The organism is Streptomyces sp. NBC_01669, from assembly GCF_026339735.1.
Classification (GTDB): Bacteria; Actinomycetota; Actinomycetes; order Streptomycetales; family Streptomycetaceae; genus Streptomyces; species Streptomyces yanii.
Map to the genome: position 1 here is coordinate 1,028,368 of NZ_JAPEQG010000001.1, position 24,384 is coordinate 1,052,751.

The 24,384-nt window shown below is 71.1% G+C and carries 20 protein-coding genes; 14 read left to right on the forward strand and 6 right to left on the reverse strand.

The features are described 5' to 3' along the window. Window positions 1-315 precede the first annotated feature (315 nt). The gene (locus tag OG972_RS04630; protein ID WP_266978504.1) at window positions 316-1,605 is read left to right on the forward strand and encodes a histidine kinase; all 1,290 of its coding nucleotides are present in this window, start codon (window positions 316-318) and stop codon (window positions 1,603-1,605) included. Between the two features lie 26 nt (window positions 1,606-1,631). Here the strand turns inward: OG972_RS04630 and OG972_RS04635 are convergent, their stop codons facing one another. Further along, on the reverse strand, window positions 1,632-2,276 hold the full coding sequence (locus tag OG972_RS04635) for a response regulator transcription factor (protein ID WP_266978506.1): 645 nt from the start codon (window positions 2,274-2,276) through the stop codon (window positions 1,632-1,634). 94 nt (window positions 2,277-2,370) lie between these two features. Here OG972_RS04635 and OG972_RS04640 point away from each other — a divergent pair, with 94 nt between their 5' ends. Beyond that, a complete protein-coding gene (locus tag OG972_RS04640; RefSeq protein ID WP_266978508.1) occupies window positions 2,371-4,062 on the forward strand; it encodes an AMP-binding protein in 1,692 nt (563 codons plus the stop codon). A 205-nt stretch (window positions 4,063-4,267) separates the two neighbouring features. Here the strand turns inward: OG972_RS04640 and OG972_RS04645 are convergent, their stop codons facing one another. The 3 genes from OG972_RS04645 to OG972_RS04655 are packed head-to-tail and all read right to left on the reverse strand — an operon-like array spanning window position 4,268 to window position 7,274. Continuing rightward, window positions 4,268-5,071 (reverse strand): enoyl-CoA hydratase, encoded by an 804-nt coding sequence (locus tag OG972_RS04645; protein ID WP_266978509.1) that lies wholly within the window; start codon window positions 5,069-5,071, stop codon window positions 4,268-4,270. Beyond that, on the reverse strand, window positions 5,068-6,132 hold the full coding sequence (locus tag OG972_RS04650) for an enoyl-CoA hydratase/isomerase family protein (RefSeq protein WP_266978510.1): 1,065 nt from the start codon (window positions 6,130-6,132) through the stop codon (window positions 5,068-5,070). The genes OG972_RS04645 and OG972_RS04650 overlap by 4 nt, the downstream gene beginning before the upstream one ends. Beyond that, window positions 6,129-7,274 carry an acyl-CoA dehydrogenase family protein gene (locus tag OG972_RS04655; RefSeq protein WP_266990280.1) on the reverse strand — a complete coding sequence of 382 codons (1,146 nt, stop codon included), beginning with the start codon at window positions 7,272-7,274 and terminating at the stop codon, window positions 6,129-6,131. The genes OG972_RS04650 and OG972_RS04655 overlap by 4 nt, the downstream gene beginning before the upstream one ends. A 287-nt stretch (window positions 7,275-7,561) precedes the next feature. Between OG972_RS04655 and OG972_RS04660 the strand changes: the two genes are divergently transcribed. After that, the gene (locus OG972_RS04660) at window positions 7,562-8,434 is read left to right on the forward strand and encodes a LuxR C-terminal-related transcriptional regulator (protein WP_323135846.1); all 873 of its coding nucleotides are present in this window, start codon (window positions 7,562-7,564) and stop codon (window positions 8,432-8,434) included. Between the two features lie 30 nt (window positions 8,435-8,464). On the opposite strand, the gene OG972_RS04665 is transcribed toward OG972_RS04660, so the two are convergent. Further along, window positions 8,465-9,391, reverse strand: a complete 927-nt coding sequence (locus tag OG972_RS04665) for a LysR family transcriptional regulator (RefSeq protein WP_266978512.1) — start codon at window positions 9,389-9,391, stop codon at window positions 8,465-8,467. Between the two features lie 100 nt (window positions 9,392-9,491). Between OG972_RS04665 and mmsB the strand changes: the two genes are divergently transcribed. From mmsB to OG972_RS04700, 7 genes are all read left to right on the forward strand, one after another. Next, window positions 9,492-10,379 (forward strand): 3-hydroxyisobutyrate dehydrogenase, encoded by an 888-nt coding sequence (mmsB, locus tag OG972_RS04670; RefSeq protein ID WP_266978514.1) that lies wholly within the window; start codon window positions 9,492-9,494, stop codon window positions 10,377-10,379. 88 nt (window positions 10,380-10,467) lie between these two features. Then, window positions 10,468-11,853 carry an MFS transporter gene (locus tag OG972_RS04675; protein ID WP_266978516.1) on the forward strand — a complete coding sequence of 462 codons (1,386 nt, stop codon included), beginning with the start codon at window positions 10,468-10,470 and terminating at the stop codon, window positions 11,851-11,853. Between the two features lie 33 nt (window positions 11,854-11,886). After that, complete coding sequence (locus tag OG972_RS04680) at window positions 11,887-13,380, forward strand: aldehyde dehydrogenase family protein (protein ID WP_266978518.1); 1,494 nt, start codon at window positions 11,887-11,889, stop codon at window positions 13,378-13,380. 3 nt (window positions 13,381-13,383) lie between these two features. After that, complete coding sequence (locus tag OG972_RS04685) at window positions 13,384-14,565, forward strand: CaiB/BaiF CoA-transferase family protein (protein WP_266978520.1); 1,182 nt, start codon at window positions 13,384-13,386, stop codon at window positions 14,563-14,565. Next, a complete protein-coding gene (locus OG972_RS04690; RefSeq protein ID WP_266978522.1) occupies window positions 14,562-16,151 on the forward strand; it encodes a methylmalonyl-CoA mutase in 1,590 nt (529 codons plus the stop codon). Before OG972_RS04685 ends, OG972_RS04690 begins: the two co-directional genes overlap by 4 nt. A gap of 48 nt (window positions 16,152-16,199) precedes the next feature. Next, window positions 16,200-16,652: a cobalamin B12-binding domain-containing protein gene (locus OG972_RS04695; RefSeq protein WP_266978524.1), complete on the forward strand. Its 453-nt coding sequence runs from the start codon at window positions 16,200-16,202 to the stop codon at window positions 16,650-16,652. Beyond that, window positions 16,649-17,443 carry an ABC transporter ATP-binding protein gene (locus OG972_RS04700; RefSeq protein ID WP_266978525.1) on the forward strand — a complete coding sequence of 265 codons (795 nt, stop codon included), beginning with the start codon at window positions 16,649-16,651 and terminating at the stop codon, window positions 17,441-17,443. Before OG972_RS04695 ends, OG972_RS04700 begins: the two co-directional genes overlap by 4 nt. Window positions 17,444-17,562: 119 nt before the next feature. On the opposite strand, the gene OG972_RS04705 is transcribed toward OG972_RS04700, so the two are convergent. Next, a complete protein-coding gene (locus OG972_RS04705; RefSeq protein ID WP_266978526.1) occupies window positions 17,563-19,944 on the reverse strand; it encodes a SpoIIE family protein phosphatase in 2,382 nt (793 codons plus the stop codon). 414 nt (window positions 19,945-20,358) lie between these two features. On the opposite strand from OG972_RS04705, the gene OG972_RS04710 reads away from it, so the two are divergent. From OG972_RS04710 to OG972_RS04725, 4 genes are all read left to right on the forward strand, one after another. After that, window positions 20,359-20,511 (forward strand): hypothetical protein, encoded by a 153-nt coding sequence (locus OG972_RS04710; protein ID WP_266978528.1) that lies wholly within the window; start codon window positions 20,359-20,361, stop codon window positions 20,509-20,511. 343 nt (window positions 20,512-20,854) lie between these two features. Continuing rightward, window positions 20,855-22,150, forward strand: coding sequence for an MFS transporter (locus tag OG972_RS04715; protein ID WP_266978530.1), 1,296 nt, complete (start codon window positions 20,855-20,857; stop codon window positions 22,148-22,150). 15 nt (window positions 22,151-22,165) lie between these two features. Further along, on the forward strand, window positions 22,166-22,450 hold the full coding sequence (locus tag OG972_RS04720) for a carbohydrate-binding protein (protein ID WP_266978532.1): 285 nt from the start codon (window positions 22,166-22,168) through the stop codon (window positions 22,448-22,450). A 126-nt stretch (window positions 22,451-22,576) separates the two neighbouring features. Continuing rightward, on the forward strand, window positions 22,577-24,313 hold the full coding sequence (locus OG972_RS04725) for a sigma-54-dependent Fis family transcriptional regulator (RefSeq protein WP_266978534.1): 1,737 nt from the start codon (window positions 22,577-22,579) through the stop codon (window positions 24,311-24,313). Window positions 24,314-24,384 lie beyond the last annotated feature (71 nt).

Sequence of the window (24,384 nt, forward strand, 5' to 3'; positions counted from 1 at the left end):
TCTTTCGCCCGTCAGGTGCCTTTGCTCGCCCCGTCAGGTCGGGGACCGGCCTACGCCGTGACTCCCAGTTCCTCCTAGCCCTGTCCCGTTCCTGACCAGCCAGGACAAGGCTCCGGGTGTGCCGAAGGCGTAAGGCCGCTGGGCCATAGGCCGCCCGCAGCCTGCCCCGGGGGCCTGACGTCGGCGGACACCTCCGACTGGGGGTGGTGATGTGACGCGCGCCACGCGATTGTGTCCGCAGGGCCGCTGCCCAGGACATCCCTGGCCGCCCGGCGCCCCCCGCACGTACCATGCCGACACGAGAGGGGCTCCGATATGAGCGGTCACAGCGGGAACGAGCAGGACGTCCTGGAGGCCCTGGACTTGCTCCTCCACCTCGACACCGAGCGCACGCGCCGGATCAGCCTCCTCGACACACACGCCGTGCTGCGCGCGCTGACCGACCGGATACGCCACGAGCACGGCTTCGATGTCGCCCTCGCGGGTCTGATCGAGGACCGGGACCTGGTTCTCCGCATCTGGTCGGGCACGCACCACGACACCTTGCACGATCTGAGCGTGCCGCTGGGGCTCGGGCTGGGCGGCAGGGTCGCCGCTGTGGGCAGCCCGGTCGTCGTGGGCGACTATTTCGGCTCCCATCACATCACCCATGACTTCGACGCGCAGGTGCGGCGGGAGGGCGTGGCCGGGATGGTCGGGCTGCCGATCGGCAGCGGCACCACACGCGGCGTGATCTACGGTGCCCACCGGGATGCGGCGAAGATCGGTGACAACGCCGTCGACGCCCTCGGGCGGCTCACCCGGCTGGCGACGCTGGCGGTCGACGTGGCGGACGGCGCGGCCACGCTCGCCGACAGCTCGGTCGCGGCGGAGCGCCGCCGGATCGCCGAGTCCCTGCACGACAGCGTCGGAGCGATGCTCTTCGGCATCGGCTCCTCGCTGCGCCGTCTGCAGACCGAGGCGCGCGAGACCCCCTCCGTCACCCGTCAGCTGGCCCGGGTGGAACAGCAGCTGTCACTGGCGAGCAGCTCCCTGCGCGAGTCGGTCTCCCGGCTGCGCGAGACGCGCTCCGACCGGGACCCGGGACGGCTGGCGGCCGGCGTCGCGGAATCCGTCCGCTGCTTCGAGCTGCGTACGGGCGTCACGGCCGGCTTCGTGCCGGTGGGGCGGGCTCCCGACCTGGACCCCGAGCGCGCCGCGGTGCTGGTGCGCGCGGTCGACGAGGCCCTGCTCAATGTCGAGAAGCACGCGCGGGCCCGGTCTGTGGTGGTGACCCTGGCCTGCGGTGACGACCGAGTGAGCGTCGCGGTCATGGACGACGGGGTGGGATGCCCCACCGTGGACCCCGCCGCCGACGGCCGGTCGGGGAGTCCGGGCACCGCTGCCACGGGCGCGGGGCTGCCCGGGCTACGCACCCGGGTGCAGCGGCTCGGCGGCTCGCTGCGACTGCTGCGGGACGAGGACGGCACCACGCTGCGGTGCGACGTCCCACTGCCCCAGCCGGCTGCCGGGGCGCCAGGCGCGGGCGAGGGGCCGGCGGCGCTCCACGGCGGGGACGCGGCCCCGGACGCGGCCCCGGACGCGGCAGCGGCGACCAACCTTTGACACGACTGGTGATCCCCGCCGGCGGGTCACAGAAGATACTCCTCGCGGGCCCGCCGGACCGCCTCGACCCGGTTGCGCGCCCCCAGCTTCTGCATGGCCGACTGCAAGTAGGTCTTGACAGTGTTACGGGCCAGCCCGAGGTCCTCGGCGATCTCCGGGTTGGTCTTCCCGGTCGCCGCCAGGCGGACCACCTCGTACTCCCGCCTGCTCAGCGACAGCTGGAACAGCCGCGCCTGGAGCAGCGCCCCGCCGGACTCCCGCAGGCGCGGGTCGACGACCCTTACTCCGGCTGCGATGCGCCGGAGCTGCTCGACGAGGTCCGTGTGCGTGACGTCCTTGAGCAGACAGCCGTGTGCGCCCGCGGCCATCGCCACGTCCAGGGCCGCGTGGTCCTCGAACGCAGTGAAGATCACCACCCTGGTGGCGGGCGAGACGGCCAGCACACGCGGCAGCGCCTCGCTGCCCAGCATGTCGGGGAGACGCAGGTCGAGCAAAACGATGTCCGGCCGGAGCGACCCGGCCAGCTCGATGCCCTCCCTGGCCGTGCGAGCCGATCCGACGACATCGAGGTCGGGTGCGTAGCGGACGAGCGAGCGGACTCCGTCGCAGACAACTGGATGATCGTCGACGACGAGGAGCCGCAGCGTGCGTCCGGTGGAGGCGTGCAGCAACTTGGTGAACTCTCCTCTCCACCTGGGGGAACCGGAACCGGCCAGGAGGATGAAATATCGGGGTGACGGTATCGAAACATTGAGGAGATGGGCCATGGGCTCGGTCGATGACTTCCTTTCCGCCCGCGACGTACTGCTGCGTCATCGCGTGGACTACGAGGCTGCACGCCGCGCGTTCCAATGGCCGCGGCCGGCGACGTTCAACTGGGCCCTCGACTACTTCGACCTTATGGCCGAGGGCAACGATCGTCGCGCCCTGTGGGTGGTCGACGGGGACGGTGGCGAGCAGACCCGTACGTTCACCGAACTGTCGCGCCGCTCGAACCAGGTCGCGAACCATCTGCGGGCCCTGGGCCTGCGACGCGGCGACCGTGTGCTGGTCATGCTGGGCAATGTGCCCGAACTGTGGGAGGTGATGCTGGGGGCCATCAAGCTCGGCGTGGTGGTGATCCCCGCGACTTTGCTGCTCAGCCCCGACGACCTCGCCGATCGGCTGGAACGCGGCCAGGTCCGTGCCGTGATCGCCGCGCACGAGGTGGCCGACCGCTTCGCGGGCCTGCCAGGCGCCGCACTGCGGATCGCCGTGGGCACGGACACCGAGCGTGAGGGCTGGCTGCCGTACGCGGCGGTCGACACGGCGTCGGAGACCTTCGCCCCGGAGGGCGAGACCCCGGCCGACGACCCGCTGCTGCTGTACTTCACCTCCGGCACCACGTCCAAGCCGAAGCTCGTGGAGCACACGCACACCTCCTATCCCATCGGGCATCTGTCGACGATGTACTGGATCGGACTCCAGCCCGGCGACGTGCATCTCAACATCTCCTCCCCGGGCTGGGCGAAGCACGCTTGGAGCAACCTGTTCGCGCCGTGGAACGCCGAGGCGACGGTGCTGGTCTTCAACTACGGCCGCTTCGACGCCGCCCAGCTCCTCGACGTGCTCGTCCGCTGCGAGGTCACCACCATGTGCGCCCCGCCGACGGTGTGGCGCATGCTGATCCAGACCGACCTGGAGAAGTACGACGTGAAGCTGCGCGAGCTGGTCGGCGCCGGAGAACCGCTCAACCCGGAGGTCATCGACCAGGTCCGCGCGGCCTGGAATCTGACCATCCGCGACGGCTTCGGTCAGACGGAGACGACCGCCCAGGTCGGCAACACCCCCGGCCAGCCCCTGAAGCCGGGTTCGATGGGCCGTCCGCTGCCCGGGTACCACATCGCCCTGCTCGACCCGGAAGGCAACCCTGCCGACGAGGGCGAACTCGGTCTCGACCTGGGACGCCGTCCGGCGGGCCTGATGCGCGGTTACCACGACGACGAGGAGCGCACCGCCGAGGCCATGCGCGGCGGCTTCTACCGCACGGGGGATGTCGCGTCGCAGGACGCCGACGGCTACATCACCTACGTGGGCCGTGCCGACGACGTCTTCAAGGCCAGCGACTACCGCATCTCCCCCTTCGAGCTGGAGAGTGTACTCATCGAGCACCCCTCGGTCGCCGAAGCAGCCGTCGTCCCCTCGCCGGACCCGGTCAGGCTCGCTGTCCCCAAGGCCTTCGTGATCCTCGTCGGCGGTCAGGAGCCGGGCCCCGAACTCGCCCGCGACATCCTGCGATTCACCCGCGACCGGCTCAGCGCCTACAAGCGGATTCGCCGTCTGGAGTTCGCCGAGCTTCCGAAGACGATCTCCGGGAAGATCCGCCGCGTGGAACTGCGCACCAAGGAGCAGGAGCACGGCGAGGGCCGCAACCCCCACGAGTACTGGGAGTCCGACTTCCCGGACCTCAAGAACTGACCAGTGGGGTCGTGCGGCCGGCGTCCGGACGAGCCGCCGTCCGCACGACCCCCACCGGTCCTGGGTCCCCGTCCGGTCCGTCCCCCGGATGGGGGCCCTGGAGCGGTGAACCGTTGCCCCCGTCACGAGCACCGTGGCCACGGCAGCACTCAGCCCGACCGTGGACGACCGTGGTCGTCCACGGCGTCCACGACGCGCGCCCGGATCAGCGGTGCGTGAACGACGGCGAGCGCTTCTCGACGAAGGCCGACATGCCTTCTTTCTGGTCCGTGGTGGCGAACACCGCGTGGAACAGCCGGCGTTCGAAGCGCACGCCCTCCGCGAGGGTTGTCTCGAAGGCGCGGTTGACCGCCTCCTTGGCCATCATGGCCACCGGCCGGGACATGCCCGCCACGATCTCCCCGACTGCCAGGGCCTCGGGAACGAGGGTGTCGGCGGGGACGATCCGGGAGACGAGTCCGGCGCGTTCGGCCTCCTCCGCGTCCATCGAGCGGCCGGTCAGGCACAGCTCCATGGACTTGGCCTTGCCGATCGCCCGGGTCAGGCGCTGGGAGCCGCCTATGCCCGGAATCACTCCCAGCTTGATCTCCGGCTGGCCGAAGACAGCCGTGTCGGCGGCGATGAGGATGTCACAGAGCATGGCCAGTTCGCAGCCGCCGCCCAGGGCGTAGCCCCCGACGGCCGCGACGGTCGGCGTACGGAGCTGACCGAGCCGGTCCCAGGCGGTGAACCAGTCGCTGAGGTACATGTCCATGTAGTCCCGCGTGCTCATCTCCTTGATGTCGGCCCCGGCGGCGAACGCCTTCGCCGAACCTGTGAGCACGACGCACCCGGTCTCCGGGTCGCGGTCGAGGGCCTCCATGGCCTCGACGACCTCGTTCATGACCTGGAGGTTCAGCGCGTTGAGGGCCTTGGGGCGGTTCAGGGTGAGCAGCGCGGTGCTGCCCTTGCGCTCCACGAGGATGGTCTCGTACGTCTTCTCGTACGGCGTCGTGGTGGTGGTCGTCATCCGGTCGCTCCGTTCTGTGCGGGTGTGGCGAAGGAGAGTTCACGGTCGCCCCGGGGAGCGAAGAACGAGGCCACGTGCTCGTCCGTGACGGCGCTCAGGAAGGCGGGAGACCATTTCGGCGCCCGGTCCTTGTCGATGACCTGGGCTCGGATGCCCTCCACCAGGTCGGGGGCGGACAGGGACGCGGTCGCGATGCGGTACTCCTGTTCCAAGGCCCGTTCCAGCGAGCCGAGTTCGCGGGTGCGGCGCAGCGCGGCCAGCGTGACCTTCAGCGCGGTCGGCGACTTGGTCAGGATCGTTCCGGCGGCCTCCTTGGCCTCCGCGAGGCCGGTGTCGAGGAGGCGGCGCACGATCTCTTCCACTCTGTCGGACGCGTAGCACGCGTCGATCCACTCCCGGTGGCCGGCGAGTTCACCGGCCGGGGCCTGGGTCGCGTACCGGGGCAGCACCTCGGCGACGGGTGCCGTGGCGAGATCGGCGAGCAGGGCGGGGAGCCGGTCCGAGGGGACGAAGTGGTCGGCGAGTCCGCACAGTCGGGCATCGGCGACGCCGATCGGCGCGCCGGTGAGCGCGAGATGGGTGCCGAGTTCTCCCGGGGCGCGGGAGAGCAGGTGGGTGCCGCCGACGTCGGGTACGAAGCCGATGCCAGTCTCGGGCATAGCGATGCGGGAGCGCTCGGTGGCGACGCGGACGCTGCCGTGGGCCGAGATCCCGACGCCGCCGCCCATGACGATGCCGTCCATGAACGCGACGTACGGCTTGGGGTAGCGCGCGATCCGGGCGTTGAGCCGGTACTCGTCGTACCAGAAGTCCGCCGATGCCCTGCCGCCCGTGCGGGCGTCTTCGTGGATGGAGCGGATGTCGCCTCCCGCGCACAGTCCGCGCTCGCCCGCTCCCGTGATCACGACGGTCTCGACGTCCGGGTCGTGCTCCCAGTCGGTCAGGGTCTCGTCGACGCGGCGCACCATGCCATGACTCAGGGCGTTGAGGGCCTTGGGGCGGTTGAGAATGACGTGGCCCACGCGGCCTTCCACGCGCGTGAGGACGGAGTCGTCGGTCATCGGCCGGCTCCCGTCAGTGCGCGCGCGACGATGATGCGCATGATCTCGTTGCTTCCTTCCAGGATCTGGTGGACCCGCAGGTCGCGGACGATCTTCTCGACGCCGTACTCGCTCAAGTAGCCATATCCTCCGTGGAGTTGCAGTGCCCGGTCGGCGACCGTGAAGCCGGTGTCGGTGGCGAACCGCTTCGCCATGGCGCACAGCTGGGCGGCCTGCGGATCGTCGTGGTCCAGTGCCGCGGCGGCCTGCCGGACCAGAGCCCGGGCCGCGGTGAGCTCGGTGGCCATGTCGGCGAGCCGGAACTGCAGTGCGGACGAATCGATGAGCCGGGTGCCGAAGGCCTCCCGGTCGGACAGATAGGCGCAGCTGCGGTCGAGAGCACTCTGTGCGCCGCCCAGGGAGCAGGCCGCGATGCCGAGCCGCCCGCCGTTCAGGCCCTTCATGGCGATGCGGAAGCCCTCCCCCTCCGCGCCGAGACGACGGTCGGCCGGGATGCGGACGGCGTCGAGGATCACCGGCCGGGTGGGTTGTGCGTTCCAGCCCATCTTCTTCTCGTTGGGCCCGAAGGACAGTCCGGGGTCGTCGCGTTCGACGACGAAGGCGGTGATGCCGCGGGGGCCGTCGTCGCCGGTGCGCGCCATGACGATGTAGACGTCGGAGGAACCGGCGCCGGAGATGAACTGCTTGACGCCGCTGAGGACGTAATGGTCGCCGTCCCGCTCGGCGCGGGTGCGCAGTGCCGCCGCGTCGGAGCCGGCTCCCGGCTCTGTGAGGCAGTAGCTGCCGAGCGTGTCCATCGTGCACAGGCCCGGCAGCCACCGGGCCCGCTGGGTGTTGTCGCCGAAGCGGTCGATTATCCAGGCGACCATGTTGTGGATGGAGAGGTACCCGGCGATGGACGGGCAGCCCACGGCGAGCGCCTCGAAGACGAGGACGCCGTCGGAGCGGGTGAGGGCGGAACCGCCCCAGTCCTCCGCGACGTACACCCCGCCGAGGCCGAGTCCGGCGGCCTTGCGCAGCACGTCGACGGGGAAGTGTTTGTCCTGGTCCCATGCGGCGGCGCCGGGGGCGAGGTGCTCCTGGGCGAAGTCCAGCGTGGTCTCCACGAGGGCCAGTTGCTCCTCGGTGAGGCTGGTGGTCATCATGTCGTCACCGTCCAGTGGGTCGTCATGGGGGCGCGCGGGACTCACACGCCCCGGGTGGGGCATGGGCGTGGGCGACGGTGTCCGGCCCTACGGGGCTCGCGGAGGCTTCTTTCGCGACCGGTGCCCGAGGCAACGGAACCTTCCGGCCAGTGGGAGGCTGTGCGATGCTGGCCTGCCACTGTCTCCCTTCCGGCCTCTCCGCCGTCACATTGCGGAGGCGTTACGGCGACTTATGCTCCGCGTCTCGCGCATGGCCGCATACCCCCGGAAAGGGGTAGGAGCAAATGCATCCATCTCCGGCTCTCCCCCTCGCGTTGATGCGCCCCGACGACGGGGACGCGTTCCGGCTGGCCTTGAGAACCGCGCAGACACACGCTGATCTGCCGGTGGTCTTCGGCGGCCCCGTGCGGGACGAGATCCTCAGCCTCACCCAGCTGATCGGCGTGCGTACGACCGGCCTGCGCGGGCTCAGCGTGTGCGCCGCGGCCGGACTGGGGGGACAGGTGCTCGTGCGCCGCCGCCCCGTCGGCGTCGCCGACTACAAGTCGGCCGACACGATCACCCACGACTACGACAAGCCCGTCCTCGGCGAGGGCATCCGCTCGATCGTCGGCGTTCCGGTGGTGGTGGCCGGCGCGGTACGGGGCGTGCTGTACGGGGCCTCGCGCGGCTCGGTCCCACTGGGCGACCGCGCCACGGACGTCGTGGTCACGGCCGCGCGGCGGCTGTCGCAGGAGCTGGCCACCCGCGACGAGGTGGACCGGCGGGTACGGCTCCAGCGGGCGGCGGAGACCGAGGCGGCCTGTCCGGCGAGCCGTGCGGAGGCCGAGGAGATCCGCGAGCTCAACGCGGAGCTGCGCGTCATCGCACAGGCCATGGAGGACGCGTCCCTGCGCGCACGCCTGCTCGACGCCTCACGACGGCTGGCGGCCCTGGGCGCGGTGCCCGCGCCTCGGGAGGTCTCGCCGCTGGCGCCCCGGGAGATCGACGTGCTGTCCCAGGTGGCACTGGGGTGCACCAACGCGGAAGCGGGGGCCCGCCTGTCCCTGAGCCCGGAGACGGTCAAGGCCTACATGCGCAGCGCAATGCGCAAGCTCGACGCCCGCACCCGGTTCGAGGCCGTGGTCACGGCGCGGCGCCAGGGGCTGCTGCCGTAGTTCCAGGCCGGACTCGGCGGCCTCGGTCGGTCATCCCGCTCCGCCCTGCGGCGGTCGCGGCGCCGGCACCGTGTCCTCGAACCACCGCGCCAGGTGCTCGCACACGATCCTCACCCGCTCCACGTTGACCAGCCCCGACGGGACGATCATCCAGAACGTGCGCGTGATCGCGATCTCGTGGGTCAGGACGGGTACGACGCGGGGGTCGCCGTCGGCGAGGAAGGAAGGCAGCAGACCCACGCCCATCCCGGCGGCCACGGCCTCCAGTTGGGCGAACACGTTGCTGCTGCGGAAGGCGAACGACGCCGCCTCGGAGACGACCTGGTCGATGACCCTCAGCTCCGGCAGGTCCAGCAGTGACTCGATGTACCAGACCAGCTCGTGCTCGCGGAGGTCCGCCGCCACGCGGATCGGCGCGTGCCGCTCCAGGTAGGCGGGCGAGGCGTACAGCCGCAGCGCGTACTCGCCCAGCGCGCGCGCCCGCAGCCGTGGGTGCTCCGGCCGGTGCAGCGTGACGGCCACGTCGAACTGGCCGGACTGGTGGCTGATCAGGGCACTGGTCGTCATCAGTTCGAGGTCGATCCCCGGGTGTCTGCGATGCAGCGGCGCCAGGGCCGGAGCGACGATCACCGATCCCGCCGCGTCCGTTGCGACGATCCGTACCAGGCCCGACACCGGGCGGTTCTCGTCGCGCGCTTCGGAGAACGCCAGCAGCGCCTCGGCCTCGATCCGCTCCGCGTGCGGCATCAGCCGCCGCCCGGCATCCGACAGGTCCCACCCGGTCCGCGTGCGATCGAAGAGACGGTGGCCGAGGGCCTTCTCCAGAGCCGCGACCCGGCGGGACACGGTGGTGTGCTCGACGCCGAGCCGCTCACCCGCCGCGACGAGCCGCCCGTGCCGCGCCAGAGCCAGGAAGTACCGGACGTCGTCGAGATTCACCTTCACGTCGCTGTGCATGTCTGCACAGTACCTGTGTGAAATTGCCTCTTGCTCGTGCAGCTGTGCAGGACCGACCTTTGACACCCACACGAACTCCACGGCACCAGGAGGTAACGGGATGAGCACGGTCGGCTTCATCGGTCTCGGCAACATGGGCGGTCCCATGGCCGCCAACCTCGTGACTGCCGGACACGACGTGCGAGGCTATGACCTCTCGCCGGACGCTCTCGCCGCGGCCCGGCAGGCGGGGGTCACCCTCGCCGGCTCGGTCGCGGACTGCGTGGCGGGAGCACAGGTCGTGATCACCATGCTGCCGACCGGGCGGCACGTACGGGACGTGGTCGTCGGCCCCGGCGGGGTGGTCGAGCACGCCGCCGCCGGCACGCTCCTGATCGACTCCTCGACGATCGACATCCAGAGCTCGCGCGCGGTACACGCGTCGCTGACCGCGTGCGGACTGCCCGCCGTCGACGCTCCGGTGTCCGGCGGTGTCGCCAAGGCGGCGGCCGGGACGCTGACCTTCATGGTCGGCGGCGAGATGGACGCCGTCGACCTCGCCCGTCCCTACCTGGAGGCGATGGGGGCCACCATCGTCCACGCCGGCCCGGCCGGTACCGGACAGGCCGCGAAGATCTGCAACAACATGCTGTTCGGCACCACCATGACGGCCGTCGCCGAGAGCTTCGTCCTCGCCGAGCGGCTCGGCCTGGACGCGCAACGCCTCTTCGACATCGTCACCACCTCGTCCGGCGACAGCTGGGCGCTCCGTAACTTCTGCCCGTGGCCCGGCCTGGTCGAGGGGTCCGCCGCCGACAACGGCTACCGCGCCAACTTCGCCGCGGCGCTGATGAGCAAGGACCTCCGGCTGGCACTCGCCGCCGCCGAAGAGGCCGGCGTGGAACTGCCGGTCTCGGGCCGCGCCGATGAGCTGTTCCGCGTGCTCGCCGCCACCGACGGGCATCTGGACGCCTCCGCGGTGATCCACCCGATCCGCGGCCGCGACTGACTCCTCCTCCCCTCCCCCGGCTCCGCTCGCCGGCCCCCTCCCGCCGGGTTCGGCACCCTGCACCCGCACTGATCGCAAGGACTCCACCATGAGCGCTTACCCGAGCCCGGCCAGAGGCACCCGGCCCCCCACGTCCCTCACCAAGGTCATCGGCGCCGGCGTCATCGGCACCACCATCGAGTGGTACGACTTCTTCCTCTACGGCTCCGCCGCGGCGCTGGTCTTCAACAAACTCTTCTTCCCCTCGGCCGATCCGCTCGTGGGCACCATGCTGGCCTTCCTCACCTTCTCCGTGGGCTTCGTGGCGCGCCCGATCGGCGGCATCGTCTTCGGCCACTTCGGCGACCGCGTGGGCCGCAAGAAGCTGCTGACACTCAGCCTGATGCTGATGGGCGGCTCGACCTTCCTGATCGGCCTGCTGCCGACGTACGCCACGCTCGGCGCCGGGGCCGCCGCGCTCCTCGTCACACTCCGCTTCGTCCAGGGCTTCGCCATCGGCGGCGAATGGGGCGGCGCCGTACTGCTGGTCGCCGAGCACGGCGGGCCGCGCCGCCGCGGCCTATGGGCCAGCCTCCCGCAGGCCGGGGCCCCGACCGGCAACCTCCTCGCCGCCCTGGTGCTGTGGATCCTGGCCCTGACGCTCAACCAGGAGGCCTTCCTCTCCTGGGGCTGGCGTCTGCCCTTCCTCCTGTCGGCGGTCCTGGTCGCCGTCGGGTTCTGGATCCGGGTCTCCGTCGACGAGTCCCCGGCGTTCCAGCAGGCGAAGGCCCGTGCCGAGGCCGATCGGGCCGGTGCGGCGAAGGAGCGCGCCCCGCTGCTGCGGGTGCTGAGGGACCACCGGCGCGAGGTGCTGTGCGGCATGGCGGCCCGGCTGGTGGAGAACATCTCGTACTACGTGATCACCGCGTTCTCCCTCTCCTACGCCGCCGACACACTGGGCATGGACCGGGACCTCGTCCTCGGCGCGCTGATCGTGGCCAACGCCTGCCATCTGGTCGCCATCCCCGCCTTCGGCGCCCTGTCCGACCGGCTCGGGCGAAGGCCCGTGTACCTGGTGGGCACCGTACTGATGGGGGCCTTCGGGTTCGTGATGTTCCCGCTGCTGCAGACGCGCGACGCGGCGGTGGTGACCGCGACCCTGGCCGCCGGCATGGTCGTGCACGCGATGATGTTCGGCCCGCAGGCGGCCTTCTTCTCGGAGATGTTCAGCACCCGGATCCGCTACTCCGGCGCCTCCTTCACCTACCAGGTCACCAACATCGTCGGCGGCGGACTCGCACCGATCGTCGCCCTCTACCTCCTGGACCGTTTCGACTCCTGGCAGCCGGTCGCCGTCTATCTCGGCGCGGCCGCCGTCGTATCGGCCGCCGGTGTCCTGCTGGCCCGCGAGACGCGCGGCAGCGATCCCGACGCGCAGACCGGCGACACGAACCCGCTTCCCGCCGACGCCCCCGCTCCCACCCCCGCCGGCTGACAGCCGCCCCCGACTCCGAAGGACCGAACGACCATGACCCTCCAGCAGACCTCCGCTCCCCTGTCCGAGCACCACGTCGGCGACGCACCGATGCTGATCGGCGCCGCGTGGACCGAGGCCGCCGACGGCCGGTGGATCGACGTCGAGAGCCCCCGCGACAAGACCGTGCTCGGCCGTGTGCCGCGTGGCGGCGCCGAGGACGTGGCACGCGCGGTCACCGCGGCCGCCGGCGCCTTCCCCGGCTGGCGCGACCGGCGGCCCAAGGACCGCGGCGATCTCTTCCGGCAGATCGCCGATGCCTTGGAGCCCGAGCAGGAGCGCATCGCACGGCTTCTCTCCCTGGAGAACGGCAATGCGATCCGCACCCAGTCACGCGGCGAGATGCAGTTCGTCGTGGACTGCTTCCGCTACTTCAGCGGGCTGGCCGGGGAGGCCAAGGGCGAGAGCATCCCCCTCAATCCGCTCGTCCTGGACTACTCGCGGCGCGAACCGCTCGGTGTCGTCGGGGCCATCGTCCCCTGGAACGCCCCGCTGATGCTGTCCGCCCTGAAGATCGCCCCGGCCCTGGTCTCGGGCAACACGCTGGTGCTCAAGCTCGCCGAGGACGCGCCGCTGGCCGTGCTCGCCGTCGTCCAGGTCTGCGCACGCTTCCTGCCGCCGGGCGTCCTGAACGTCGTCACCGGGTACGGGCGGGAGGCAGGCGAGGCCCTGACCTCGCACCCCGGCGTCGCCAAGCTCTCCTTCACCGGCTCCACGGCGGTGGGCCGCCGCGTGATGGAGAAGGGCGCCGAGCGCATCGTCCCCGTCTCGCTCGAGCTCGGCGGCAAGAGCCCGCAGATCGTCTTCCCGGACGCCGACGAGAACTGGGTCGTCGACGGCACGATCGCCGGGATGCGGTTCTTCCGCCAGGGCCAGTCCTGCACCGCCGGCTCGCGGCTGTTCATCCACGAGACCGTCTTCGACTCCTTCCTCGACAAGCTGGTCGCCAAGCTCAAGGCCCTCAGAGTCGGCGATCCGCTCGACGAGACCAGCGACATGGGCACGATCGTCAACGGCCGGCAGTTCGACCGGGTCTGCGAGTACGTCGCCAGCGGGATCGACCACCCCGGTGCCGACGTCGCACTCGGCGGCCTCCCGCCGACCGACGGCCCCCTCTCCCGCGGCTACTACCTCAAGCCCACGGTCTTCGCCACCGTCGACAACTCCTGGCGGATCGCCGCCGAAGAGATCTTCGGCCCGGTGGTGTGCGCCATCCCGTGGAAGGACGAGGAGGACGTCGTCCGCATGGCCAACGACACGCACTACGGGCTGGCCGGCTTCGTGTGGACCCATGACCTCGGCGCCGCGTTGCGCACCGCGCATGCGCTGGAGGCCGGCTGGGTCCAGGTCAACCAGGGCGGCGGCCAGGTACTCGGACAGTCCTACGGTGGCTTCAAGCAGAGCGGCATCGGCCGGGAGTTCTCCCTGGAAGGCATGCTCGACAGCTACACCCAGCGCAAGCACGTCTCCGTCAACCTGGAGCGCTGACCGATGAGCACCGCGACTGGCCCCCTGGCGGGCGTCGTCGTCGTCGACCTCTCCCGCGCCCTGGCCGGCCCGCAGACGGCGATGATGCTCGGCGACATGGGCGCTCGGGTCATCAAGGTCGAGGCCCCGGACAAGGGCGACGAGTCCCGCGGCTGGGGTCCTCCCTTCGTCGGCCCCGACGAGGCCCCGGAGTCGACGTACTTCCTGTCCTGCAACCGCAACAAGGAGTCCGTCACCGCCGACCTGAAGTCCCCCGAGGGCGTCGACCTGCTGACCCGGCTCGTCCAGCACGCCGACGTCCTCGTCGAGAACTTCCGCCCCGGGGTGATGGACCGGCTCGGCTTCTCCACCGCGCGCCTCCACGAGATCAACCCCCGCCTGGTGATCCTCTCGATCAGCGGCTTCGGCCACGACGGCCCCCAGGGCGGCCGGGCCGGATACGACCAGATCGCCCAGGGCGAGGCCGGGCTGATGAGCCTCACCGGGCCGGACGCCGACAGCCCCACCCGCATCGGTGTGCCGATCGGTGACGTGCTGGCCGGCATGAACGGCGCGTACGGCGTGGTGTCGGCGCTGTACGAGCGGGCGCGCACCGGTCGCGGCAAGGTGGTACGCACCTCGCTGCTCGCCTCGATCGTCGGCGTCCACGCCTTCCAGGGCACCCGGTACACCGTGGCCGGCGAGGTGGGCCGGGCGTCCGGCAACCACCATGTGGCCATCGCGCCGTACGGCCTGTTCCGCTGCGACGGCGGTGCGATCCAGGTGGCGGTCGCCAACGACGGCCAGTGGTCGAAGTTCGCCGACGTCGTCGGTCTGGACCCGCACGATCCCCGCTACGCCGACAACGCCCGGCGGGTGGCCCACCGTGATGAGCTGGTCGCCGACATCGAGAAGAAGCTCCTCGAACACTCACCGGCGCACTGGCTGGCCCTGCTGGACGCCGCCGGGGTCCCGGCCGGCGAGGTCCGCACGCTCGACCAGGTCTACGACTGCCCGCAGACCCGTTCGCAGGGCCTGGTGATCGAAGTGGATCACCCCTCGCTCGGCACCATCGAACTCCCCGGTCCCGCCGTGCGCTTCGACGACGGCAGCCGCGAGCAGCACAGCGCACCGCCGCGGCTGGGCGAGCACAACGAGAGCGTCCGCGCCTGGCTGCACAGTCAAACGAAAGTCGCACGCACATGACATCGACACCACGCCCCAGCGAATCGGGTCTTCCGATCGAGCCGGTCTATGGACCGGACACGCTTGACGGGTGGGATACGGCCGAGAAGCTGGGCGAGCCGGGCTCGTACCCCTTCACCCGTGGCGTCTATCCCTCCATGTACACCGGCCGGCCGTGGACGATGCGGCAGTACGCCGGCTTCGGCACGGCCTCCGAGTCCAACGCCCGCTACAAGCAGCTGATCGCCAACGGCACGATGGGTCTCTCCGTCGCCTTCGACCTGCCCACCCAGATGGGTCACGACTCCGATGCGCCGATCGCGTCCGGCGAGGTCGGCAAGGTCGGGGTGGCGATCGACTCGATCGACGACATGCGGGTGCTGTTCGGCGGGATCCCGCTGGACAAGGTCTCCACGTCCATGACGATCAACGCGCCCGCCGCGCTGCTGCTCCTCCTCTACCAGCTGGTCGGCGAGGAGCAGGGCGTCCCGCCGGACAGGCTGACCGGCACCATCCAGAACGACGTCCTCAAGGAGTACATCGCCCGCGGCACGTACATCTTCCCGCCCAAGCCCTCGCTGCGGCTGATCGCCGACATCTTCAAGTACTGCAAGGCCGAGATCCCGAAGTGGAACACCATCTCGATCTCCGGCTACCACATGGCGGAGGCCGGAGCCTCGCCCGCGCAGGAGATCGCGTTCACCCTCGCGGACGGCATCGAGTACGTCCGTACCGCCGTCGCCGCCGGCATGGACGTCGACGACTTCGCTCCCCGTCTCTCCTTCTTCTTCGTCGCCCGTACGACCATCCTCGAAGAGGTCGCCAAGTTCCGCGCCGCCCGCCGGATCTGGGCCCGGGTGATGAAGGAGGAGTTCGGCGCATCGAGCCCCAAGTCGCTGATGCTCCGCTTCCACACCCAGACCGCCGGTGTGCAGCTCACCGCGCAGCAGCCCGAGGTCAACCTGGTGCGCGTCGCCGTCCAGGGTCTCGCGGCCGTCCTCGGCGGCACGCAGTCGCTGCACACCAACTCCTTCGACGAGGCCATCGCCCTGCCGACGGACAAGTCCGCGCGTCTCGCCCTGCGGACGCAGCAGGTCCTCGCCTACGAGACGGATGTCACCGCCACCGTCGACCCGTTCGCCGGCTCCTACGTCGTCGAGAAGATGACGGACGACGTCGAGGCGGCGTCCCTGGAGCTGATGGGCAAGGTCGAGGAGATGGGCGGCGCGGTCAACGCGATCGAGCGCGGCTTCCAGAAGAACGAGATCGAACGCAGCGCCTACCGCATCGCCCTGGAGACGGACAGCGGGGAACGGGTCGTCGTCGGCGTCAACCGCTTCCAGCTCGACGAGGAGGAGCCGTACGAGCCGCTGCGCGTCGACCCGGCGATCGAGGCCCAGCAGGCCGAGCGGCTCGCCAAGCTGCGCGCCGAGCGCGACCAGTCGGCCGTGGATGCGGCGCTGGCGGAGCTGAAGAAGGCGGCGGAGGGCACCGACAACGTGCTCTACCCGATGAAGGACGCACTCAAGGCGCGGGCCACGGTCGGCGAGGTCTGCAACGCGCTGCGCGAGGTCTGGGGCGCCTACGTCCCCACCGACGCGTTCTGACCCGGTCCGCGCGGCAGAACACTGGACATCGGAGCAGGTGGGAACAAGATGACGACAACAGCCGGCCCCTTGCGCGTGCTGGTGGCCAAGCCCGGTCTGGACGGCCATGACCGCGGCGCCAAGGTGATCGCCAGAGCCCTGCGCGACGCGGGGGTCGAGGTGATCTACACAGGGCTGCACCAGTCCCCGGAACAGATCGTCGAGGCGGCGATCCAGGAGGATGCCGCCGGAATCGGCCTGTCCGTCCTGTCGGGCGCGCATCTGACGCTCTTCGCGCGGGTGATCGAGCTGCTGGCTCGGCACGAGGCGAGCGACATCACCTTGTTCGGGGGCGGCATCATCCCGGAGGGGGACATCCCGCCGCTGGAGCGGCTGGGTGTCGCCCGGATCTTCACCCCGGGCACGCCGACGCACGACGTCGTGGACTGGGTCAGGACGCACGTGGGCGCGCCGTCGCAGGCCGGTGCGTGCCTCGAAGGTCCGGCGGGAGACCGCGCATGAGGCGGTGTGTGGCCGAGCTGAAGGACGTGAGTGTGCTGCGGCCCTCCACCGGCCAGGTCATCCTGGACCGCGTCGACTGGTCCGTCGGCGCCGGCGAGCACTGGGCGCTGCTCGGGCCCAACGGCGCCGGCAAGACCACGATGCTGCGGCTGATCGGGGCGCTCACCCACCCGACCAGGGGGACCGTCGACGTCCTGGGGCACCGGATCGGCCGCGTCGACCTGCGCGAGCTGCGCACCGCCATCGGCTTCGTGTCTCCGATGCAGGAGGTGCCACACCGGGCGACTGCGCACACCGTCGTGCTCACCGGCGCGACCGGGACGGTGCAGCCGCTGTGGCGCGCGTACGGACCGGCCATCCGCGACCGCGCCCACGAGCTCCTCGCCGAGCTGGACTGCAAGGACCTGGCGGACCGTCCGTACGGCGTCTGCTCGGGCGGCCAGCGCGCCCGTGTCCTCATCGCCCGGGCGCTGATGTCCGATCCGTCCCTGCTGCTGCTCGACGAGCCGTACAACGCGCTCGACCTGCCGTCCCGGGAGGACGTGATCGACGCGGTGCAGGGTCTCGCGGAGAGCCGCGGGGAGCTGGCCACCGTCACCGTCACCCACTACCTGGAGGAGCTGCCGGCCAGCACGGGGCATGCGCTGCTCCTGCGGGAGGGCCGCGTCCAGGCGTCGGGTCCGGTCGACGAGGTGCTCACCGGTGAACGCATGACGGACTGCTTCCTGCGTTCCATCGAAGTCGAGCGTCGCGCCGGCCGGTGGACCGCGCGTTCGGGCGGCGGCCGCTGACCGGTCCCCGTCCCTTCCGAACCGCCGCGTCCCGGCCCGGACGCCTCCGCAGCCCTCCCCGCGGTGGCGTCGTCCCTCCCTGTGAGGCCGGGGCGCGGCTTCTTGCCGGTGTCCCCCGCTCACCCGGCGGCCGTCGGCCGTTGCTCGGCCCAGATCGTCTTGCCGTGCGGCTCGTGGCGCGTGCCCCATCGCTCGCTTAGCCGCGCGACCAGGAGCAGCCCCCGGCCACCCTCGTCGTACACCCGGGCGCGGCGCAGATGCGGTGCGGTGCTGCTCCCGTCCGAGACCTCGCACACCAGGCCGGCGTCGTTCCGGATCAGGCGCAGCCGAATGGGCGGGCGACCGTACCGAATGGCGTTGGTGACCAGTTCGCTGACCACCAGTTCGGTGACGAAGGAGGTTTCCTCCAGCCCCCAGGACCCGAGTTGACGCATCGCCAGCTTGCGGGCTCGGGACACCTCTGTGAGCTCCGGGGACAGGTCCCAGTCGGCCACCTGGGAGCCGTCGAGCGCGCGGGTCCGGGCGAGGAGCAGGGCGACATCGCCCATCGGATCCACCGCGCACGACACGTCCAGCACGTCGTCGCAGATCTCCTCGAGCGTGGGGGCCGGGTCCGCCAGGGCGTGGCGCAGCGGTGCGAGTCCGGTATCACGGTCGACCGCTTCGACGAGGCCTTTGGTGTAGAGCGCGAGCAGGCTGCCTTCGGCCAGTTCCAGTTCGGTCGATTCGAAGGGCAGGCCGCCGAGTCCCAGAGGCGGGCCCGCGGGCAGTTGAGGGAAGTCCAGGACGCCGTCGGGGCGCAGGACGGCCGGGCCCGGGTGCCCGGCGCGGGCGAGCGTGCAGCGTCGGGACACGGAGTCGTACACGGCGTAGAGGCACGTGGCGCCGACCTCCGAAGCGCCGGGCCCGCGCGATCGTTCCCCAGCCGGCCCGGATTGTTCGCCCTCGACCCGCAGGACGAGGTCGTCGAGGTGCGTGAGGAGCTCGTCGGGTGCGATGTCGAGGTCGGCGAGGGTGCGCACGGCGGTGCGCAGGCGCCCCATGGTGGCGGAGGCGTGGATGCCGTGGCCGACGACGTCGCCCACCACGAGGGCGACGCGGGCGCCGGGCAGGGGAATCACGTCGAACCAGTCGCCGCCGGCGCCCTCCTGCGAGCGGCCCGGCAGGTAGCGGAAGGCGACGTCGACGGCTGCCTGCTGGGGCGTTCGCTCCGGCAGCATGCTGTGCTGCAGGGCCAGGGCGGTGTTTCGTTCGCGCGTGTACTGGCGGGCGTTGTCGAGGGACAGGGCGGCCCGTGCGGCGAGTTCGGTGGCGAGGTGGAGGTCGTCCATGCGGAACGGATCGGGCGTGCGGTGCCGCAGGAAGATCACCAGGCCGAGGGTGGCTCCGCGGGCACGCAGCGGTGCCACGAGGTAGGAATGGATGCCGTACTCGCGGGCGCGCTGGGCACGGGCGGGTTCCCGGGCCAGCCACCGGACCATCTCGGGTGCGTCGATCCGGTGCCTCAGGACACGGCCGGTGGTGAGGGCCAGGCCCATGGGAGAGTCATCGGCGATGTGGTCCGCCCGACCCGTCGGGGTGGCGGCTTCCGGGCAGCCGTCGAGGACGGACCGCTGGGCGACTCGGTAGTAGGCGGTACCGCCGGTCACCGACTCCGGTGGCAGCCCGCGGAGCACGGATTCGTGCAGGTCGACGCCGACGAAGTCGGCGAACCACTCAGTAGCCACCTCCGCCAGTTCCTCGGCGGTCCGTGTGACGTCCAGAGTGGTACCGACACGCAGTCCGGCGGTGTTGACGAGGCTCAGCCGGCGCCGCGCGCTCTCTTCCTCGGTGACGTTCAGCACCACGATGGACGTGCCGCGCACCTGGCCCTCGGCATCGGTCAGGGGGTAGACGACGTTGGACCAGACGCGCGTCTGGCGATCGCCGGTGGCGCGGTCGGCAATGCGCGCCGTGACCGCCTCCCCGGAGCGCAGCACCTGGGCCGACAGCTCCTCCAGCCGATTGTACGGCGGCCGGGAGTGGATCTGCCCGAGTCGTCGGCCGAGCGTCCCGTCCTCGCGTACCGCCATGGCACGGCACGCCTCGTCGTTGGCGGCGACCAGCCGGTTCCGCCGGTCGAAGACACCGTGAGGCATCGGCAGCTGTGCGAGCGCCCAGCCCCGGAGCGTCGCCGTCTCCGCGCTGCCCGCCGGGTCCGTCGCCTTCGTGGCATCGTCCGGTCGGCCGGCCTCGGCGACCACGACCATCCATGCCGCGTCCGCCCTGCCGCCGAGCAGCGGTGTGACGTGTACGTCGGCTTCGACGTGGTGCCCGTCGCGATGACGCAGCTCGGCCCGGCCGCACCACTCTCGGCCCGCCGAGAAGCTTCTCAGGAGGGGTGCCGGGGGACCTCCCGCAAACAGCTCCGCCGCGGGGCGCCCGACGATGCCTTCCTCGTCATGGCCGAGCAGCCGCCCCACAGCCGGTGTCCATGCCGTCACCCGGCCCTGCGCATCCATGCATAGCGCGGCTCGAGCTGGAACGAAAGCCCTGCCGCCCGATTCGTCCACGGACCGCGTCCCGCCGTCCGCCTCGTCTCTCGCTGCCACCAGGGGAGCCCTGCCGTCCCTTACGTCGGACCAGCCCCCGTGCTTCTCATCCCAGCATGACGCCCGGGACGGCACGGCTCAAGCAGAGTCCCGGATCCATCCGTCCAGCGGGACCTCCGCGCAGAGCCGGACAACAGGGACCCGGCGGGCGGTCCGTCCCTGCTCGTCGACGATCGTGGTCGCGCTCGCGAAGAGGCAGACGCGGACGCCGGACCGTACGGCATGCGGGGGCCGTCGACCCTGCACCGCACGACGAACCCCTCGTCCATCAGGACGGGCCACAGGTCCGAAGCCGCGACGGGAACGGTGCGGCGGGGAACGACGATGCCGACGCCCGAGCTGCGCTCGCTCACGAGGTCCGTGGAGCGGCAGGCGGGGCAGAACACCCGCTGGAACATCGTGGACCGGCACCACGTACAGCGCTGGAAGAACAGGCCGGGGGCGCTGCCGGAATCCTCGGCGGCCTGTGCGGGGTGAGAAGCCGTTATGTTCCCGGCCACGCGCGCGTAGAACACGACGTCCGCTCCCTTCGCTCTTCCGGTCCGCGGTATGCGGACTCGGCGGATGGCGTCAAGTTAGGGCACTCCGATCCACGCACGAAGGACGCGCTTCCCCCAGATGGAGACGGTCGTTTCGCCGGCCCGGCGGCCACTTCCCCTCTCCAACTGGGGGTGTTGGTGTGACCCACGACACCGGATCGTCCATGTCACCCGCATCCCCAGAGCTGCGACGACGCCGTCGCCACATGTATCCGGAGCCGCACATGTCCCCCATCTCCGGCCGTTCTCCCCGGAAAACCGCCTCGCTCCCCAGAATCATCATGGTGAGCAGCGCCGGCTCGGCCATCGAGTGGTTCGATTTCTTCATCTACGGCACGGCCGCCGCACTGGTCTTCAACAGACTGTTCTTCCCGGCGACCGATCCCCTGGTCGGAACTCTGCTCGCCTTCACTACATTCGCCATCGGTTTCGTCGCCCGCCCGCTCGGCGGCATCGTCTTCGGGCATTTCGGTGACCGGGTGGGGCGCAAGCCGGCCCTGGTGACGGCCCTGTTCCTGATGGGCGGCTCGACCACTCTGATCGGTCTGCTGCCGACGTACGACACGATCGGGGTCGCCGCGCCTGTGCTCCTGGTGCTGCTCCGGCTGGTCCAGGGCATCGCGGTCGGCGGCCAGTGGGGCGGCGCCGTGCTGATCGCCACGGAGAACGCCCCGCAGGGGCGCCGCGGCCTCTACGGCAGCTTCGCCCAGCTGGGCGTGCCGGCCGGGCTGATGCTCTCCAGCCTGGTCTTCCTGCTGACCACGTCCTTGCTCGACGAGCGGCAGTTCACCTCCTGGGGGTGGCGTGTGCCGTTCCTGTGCAGCATCGCGCTGATCGTGGTGGCGGTCTTCGCCCAGTTCCAGCTGGAGGAGACGGCCGACAGCGGGCGGGCGCGGCAGAGCGGCGAGAACTCCGGCGCCTCGCGCTCGCCCGTGATCGAGGTGCTGCGCAAGCACCCCAGGAACGTCGCCCTGGCCGCAGGCGCGGTCATCATCATCGGCGCGGGCTTCTACCTCTTCGTCACCTACATGCTGGCGTACGGCACCGAGGTCCTCGGCATGCCCAAGAGCACCGTCCTCAACGGCGTCCTCGTCGGCGCCGCGCTCCAGGTGCCCGCGCTGATGGCCTTCGGCACGCTCTCCGACCGGGTCGGCCGGCGCAAGGTCTACCTGGCGGGTGCCCTCGGCATGGGGGTGTGGGCCTACCCGGCCTTCCTGCTGATGAACACCGGGCGCTGGCCCCTGGTCACCCTCTCCCTGGTGGTCGGCCAGCTGCTCTTCGCCGCGATGTACGGACCGCAGGCCGCCTTCTTCTCCGAGCTGTTCTCGGCGCGGGTGCGATACACCGGCGCGTCGCTCGGCTACCAGCTCGGTGTGATGGTCGGCGGAGCGTTCACGCCGATCCTCGCGACCTGGCTGTACGCGCGGTACGAGTCGTTCGTCCCGGTCGCGGGCTTCCTGGCGCTCGCGGCAGCGGTCTCCTGCGTGTGCGTGCTGGTCCTCAGCGAGACCTACCGCGAGGACCCGTCCCCCACTCCGGCGGACCCCGACACGGAACCGAGCCTGACGGCTCGCTGACAGCCGCCCCGCCCCGTGCCCGGGCGACCGCAGGCCGTACGCCGCGGTCGCCCGGGCCGCCGTGCGTTCGAGGTCCGGACTACCGCGTCCCCGCGGCCTCCGTCCGGCAAGCTGCGAAGCGCCGCCGGCGGAGGCGGAGGCACCTGCCCGGTCGCATGGAGCTCCGGCACGTCGTACGCCCCCGGCAACGTCGTCTCGTACGCGGGCCACAAGTACACCGCCACCTACTACTCCACCGGCGCCGTGCCGAACGGCCCCAGCTCCTGGGCGGTGTGGCGCGACGACGGTGTCTGTGCCTGACCCCGCCTCCGCGGTGTGACTCCGCCCGGGTTTCCGCCTCTCCATCCGGGGGTGGCGGAAGCCCGTCGGCCCGCGTAATCACCCTCAGTATGTGAGGCCGACGCAGGGCTGCGAGCGGAGGACGAGATGCGGGTACCGGACGACACTTTCATCACCGAGGCGGAGCTGCGGCCGGAGATAGGTCAGTCGTGGCGCCGGTCGTTGCTCAGCGGGCTGCGGCCGGACACCACGCTCCGGCTGGAGCCGCAGATCGACATCGACCTGCGCGGGCGGCTGCGCGTGGCGGCCGGGCCCGTGCTCGACCAGATCACGCAGGAGCTGGACGGCACCGGCTACGGCATTCTGCTCGCCGACAGCGGGGCGAGGATCGTCGCCCGGCGGTTCGGCGAGGCCCGCCTGGGCTCGGCGTTCGACCGGGCCGGGGTCGTCATCGGCAGCCGGTTCCAGGAGGAGACCACCGGGACCAACTCGATCGCCACGGTCTTCGAGCTACGGCGCGGCTTCGCGGTCCTGGGCGAGGAGCACTATGTCGAGTCGCTCAAGCGCTTCTCCTGCTACGGCCACCCCCTCTTCAGCAGGATCACCGGACGCCTCGAAGGGGTCCTGGACATCACCTGCCCTGCCGAGCTGGCGAATCCGCTGCTGGCACCGTTCCTGAGGCGGGCCGCCCGCGAGATCGAACAGCGGCTGCTCCAGGGCGCTCGGGAGGCCGAGCAGCGACTGCTGGCCGCCTACCAGTCGGCATCGGCCGGCGGGCGTCGAGCCGTGGCGGCGCTCGCCGACGGGGTGGTCATGGCCAGCACCGCGGCGATGGAGCTGCTCGACCCGTCCGACCACGCGGTGCTGCGGAGTCTCGCGGCCGATCTGTCCGCGGGCTCCCGTCCGGTCCACCGGAACCTGGAGCTCACCTCCGGGCGCAGGGTCGCCGTGACCTTGGAGCCCGTGATCGGCACGGGCGGTGTCCTGGTGACGGTGGACGATCGGACCGAACCCCGGCCTATGGTGCCGCGCAGCAGGGAACGCACGGTCTCGCCTGTGTCGGTGCGGGCCGCCGAGTTCGAACGGCTCCGCTTGGCCCGCAGGCCCGTGCTGATCAGCGGCGAGCCGGGCACCGGCCGGACGGCCACGGCGGACCTGCTTGCCGAAGGCCTCTCGGTGTGCCGGCTGGACGCCGTCGAGCTCAGCGGAACCGGAGCTGCGGAGCTCGCCCTGCGAATCTCCGCCGCGAACGCCGAGACGGTCGTGGTCGAGGATGTGCATCTGCTCCCTCCCCCGCTGGTCGCCCAGGTGGCCCGGCTGCTGCGCGACCAGGACGCCTGGACCGTGCTGACCAGCGCCCCGGTGGCCGGACTCGCTCCCGAGCACGCCGCCCTGGCCGCGCGCTGCCTGGCCCGGATCGAGCTGCCCCCGCTACGCGCCCGGCGCGAGGAACTGCCCTCTCTGATCGGCATGTTCACCGAGCGACTGCGGCCGGAAGCCCGGCTGCGGTTCACCCCGCAGGCGCTCGAAGCCCTGGCCGCGCATCCTTGGCCGGGCAATCTGCACGAGCTGCGCGAGGTGCTGCTACACGTCCTGCACCGCCGCTCGGCCGGCGACGTCACCCGGAACGACCTGCCACCGGTCTTGCGCGAAGCGGCCCGTGTACGCGGGCTGAGCCTGGTGGAGCGTGCCGAGTACGAGACGATCGTCGCCGCTCTGCGCAGCTGCTACGGGAACAAGGTGCACGCCGCTCGCATGCTCGGAATCGGCCGGGCCACGCTCTACCGGCGCATCCGCGCGCTGGGCATCGACGACGGCGTCTCGGCGCCGCCGGTGTCCCCGAACGCCCCGCTGTCTCAGATTGCGACAGTTACGGGCGGGTGAACGGGAGGATATTCCCTGTCATGCCCGTGTGACATCCGGCACACGGAACGTCCCTTTCCCTGGAGACTGGT

Bases quoted from the DNA above. Each gene is read 5' to 3' on its own strand.
- OG972_RS04715 (WP_266978530.1), top strand. From the start codon at position 20,855: ATGGTGAGCAGCGCCGGCTCGGCCATCGAGTGGTTCGATTTCTTCATC.
- OG972_RS04665 (WP_266978512.1), bottom strand. From the start codon at position 9,391: ATGCACAGCGACGTGAAGGTGAATCTCGACGACGTCCGGTACTTCCTG.
- OG972_RS04660 (WP_323135846.1), top strand. From the start codon at position 7,562: ATGCATCCATCTCCGGCTCTCCCCCTCGCGTTGATGCGCCCCGACGAC.
- OG972_RS04725 (WP_266978534.1), top strand. From the start codon at position 22,577: ATGCGGGTACCGGACGACACTTTCATCACCGAGGCGGAGCTGCGGCCG.
- OG972_RS04680 (WP_266978518.1), top strand. From the start codon at position 11,887: ATGACCCTCCAGCAGACCTCCGCTCCCCTGTCCGAGCACCACGTCGGC.
- OG972_RS04640 (WP_266978508.1), top strand. From the start codon at position 2,371: ATGGGCTCGGTCGATGACTTCCTTTCCGCCCGCGACGTACTGCTGCGT.
- OG972_RS04705 (WP_266978526.1), bottom strand. From the start codon at position 19,944: ATGGATGCGCAGGGCCGGGTGACGGCATGGACACCGGCTGTGGGGCGG.
- OG972_RS04685 (WP_266978520.1), top strand. From the start codon at position 13,384: ATGAGCACCGCGACTGGCCCCCTGGCGGGCGTCGTCGTCGTCGACCTC.
- OG972_RS04645 (WP_266978509.1), bottom strand. From the start codon at position 5,071: ATGACGACCACCACCACGACGCCGTACGAGAAGACGTACGAGACCATC.
- OG972_RS04675 (WP_266978516.1), top strand. From the start codon at position 10,468: ATGAGCGCTTACCCGAGCCCGGCCAGAGGCACCCGGCCCCCCACGTCC.
- mmsB (WP_266978514.1), top strand. From the start codon at position 9,492: ATGAGCACGGTCGGCTTCATCGGTCTCGGCAACATGGGCGGTCCCATG.
- OG972_RS04655 (WP_266990280.1), bottom strand. From the start codon at position 7,274: ATGACCACCAGCCTCACCGAGGAGCAACTGGCCCTCGTGGAGACCACG.
- OG972_RS04700 (WP_266978525.1), top strand. From the start codon at position 16,649: ATGAGGCGGTGTGTGGCCGAGCTGAAGGACGTGAGTGTGCTGCGGCCC.
- OG972_RS04710 (WP_266978528.1), top strand. From the start codon at position 20,359: ATGCCGACGCCCGAGCTGCGCTCGCTCACGAGGTCCGTGGAGCGGCAG.
- OG972_RS04650 (WP_266978510.1), bottom strand. From the start codon at position 6,132: ATGACCGACGACTCCGTCCTCACGCGCGTGGAAGGCCGCGTGGGCCAC.
- OG972_RS04690 (WP_266978522.1), top strand. From the start codon at position 14,562: ATGACATCGACACCACGCCCCAGCGAATCGGGTCTTCCGATCGAGCCG.
- OG972_RS04695 (WP_266978524.1), top strand. From the start codon at position 16,200: ATGACGACAACAGCCGGCCCCTTGCGCGTGCTGGTGGCCAAGCCCGGT.
- OG972_RS04630 (WP_266978504.1), top strand. From the start codon at position 316: ATGAGCGGTCACAGCGGGAACGAGCAGGACGTCCTGGAGGCCCTGGAC.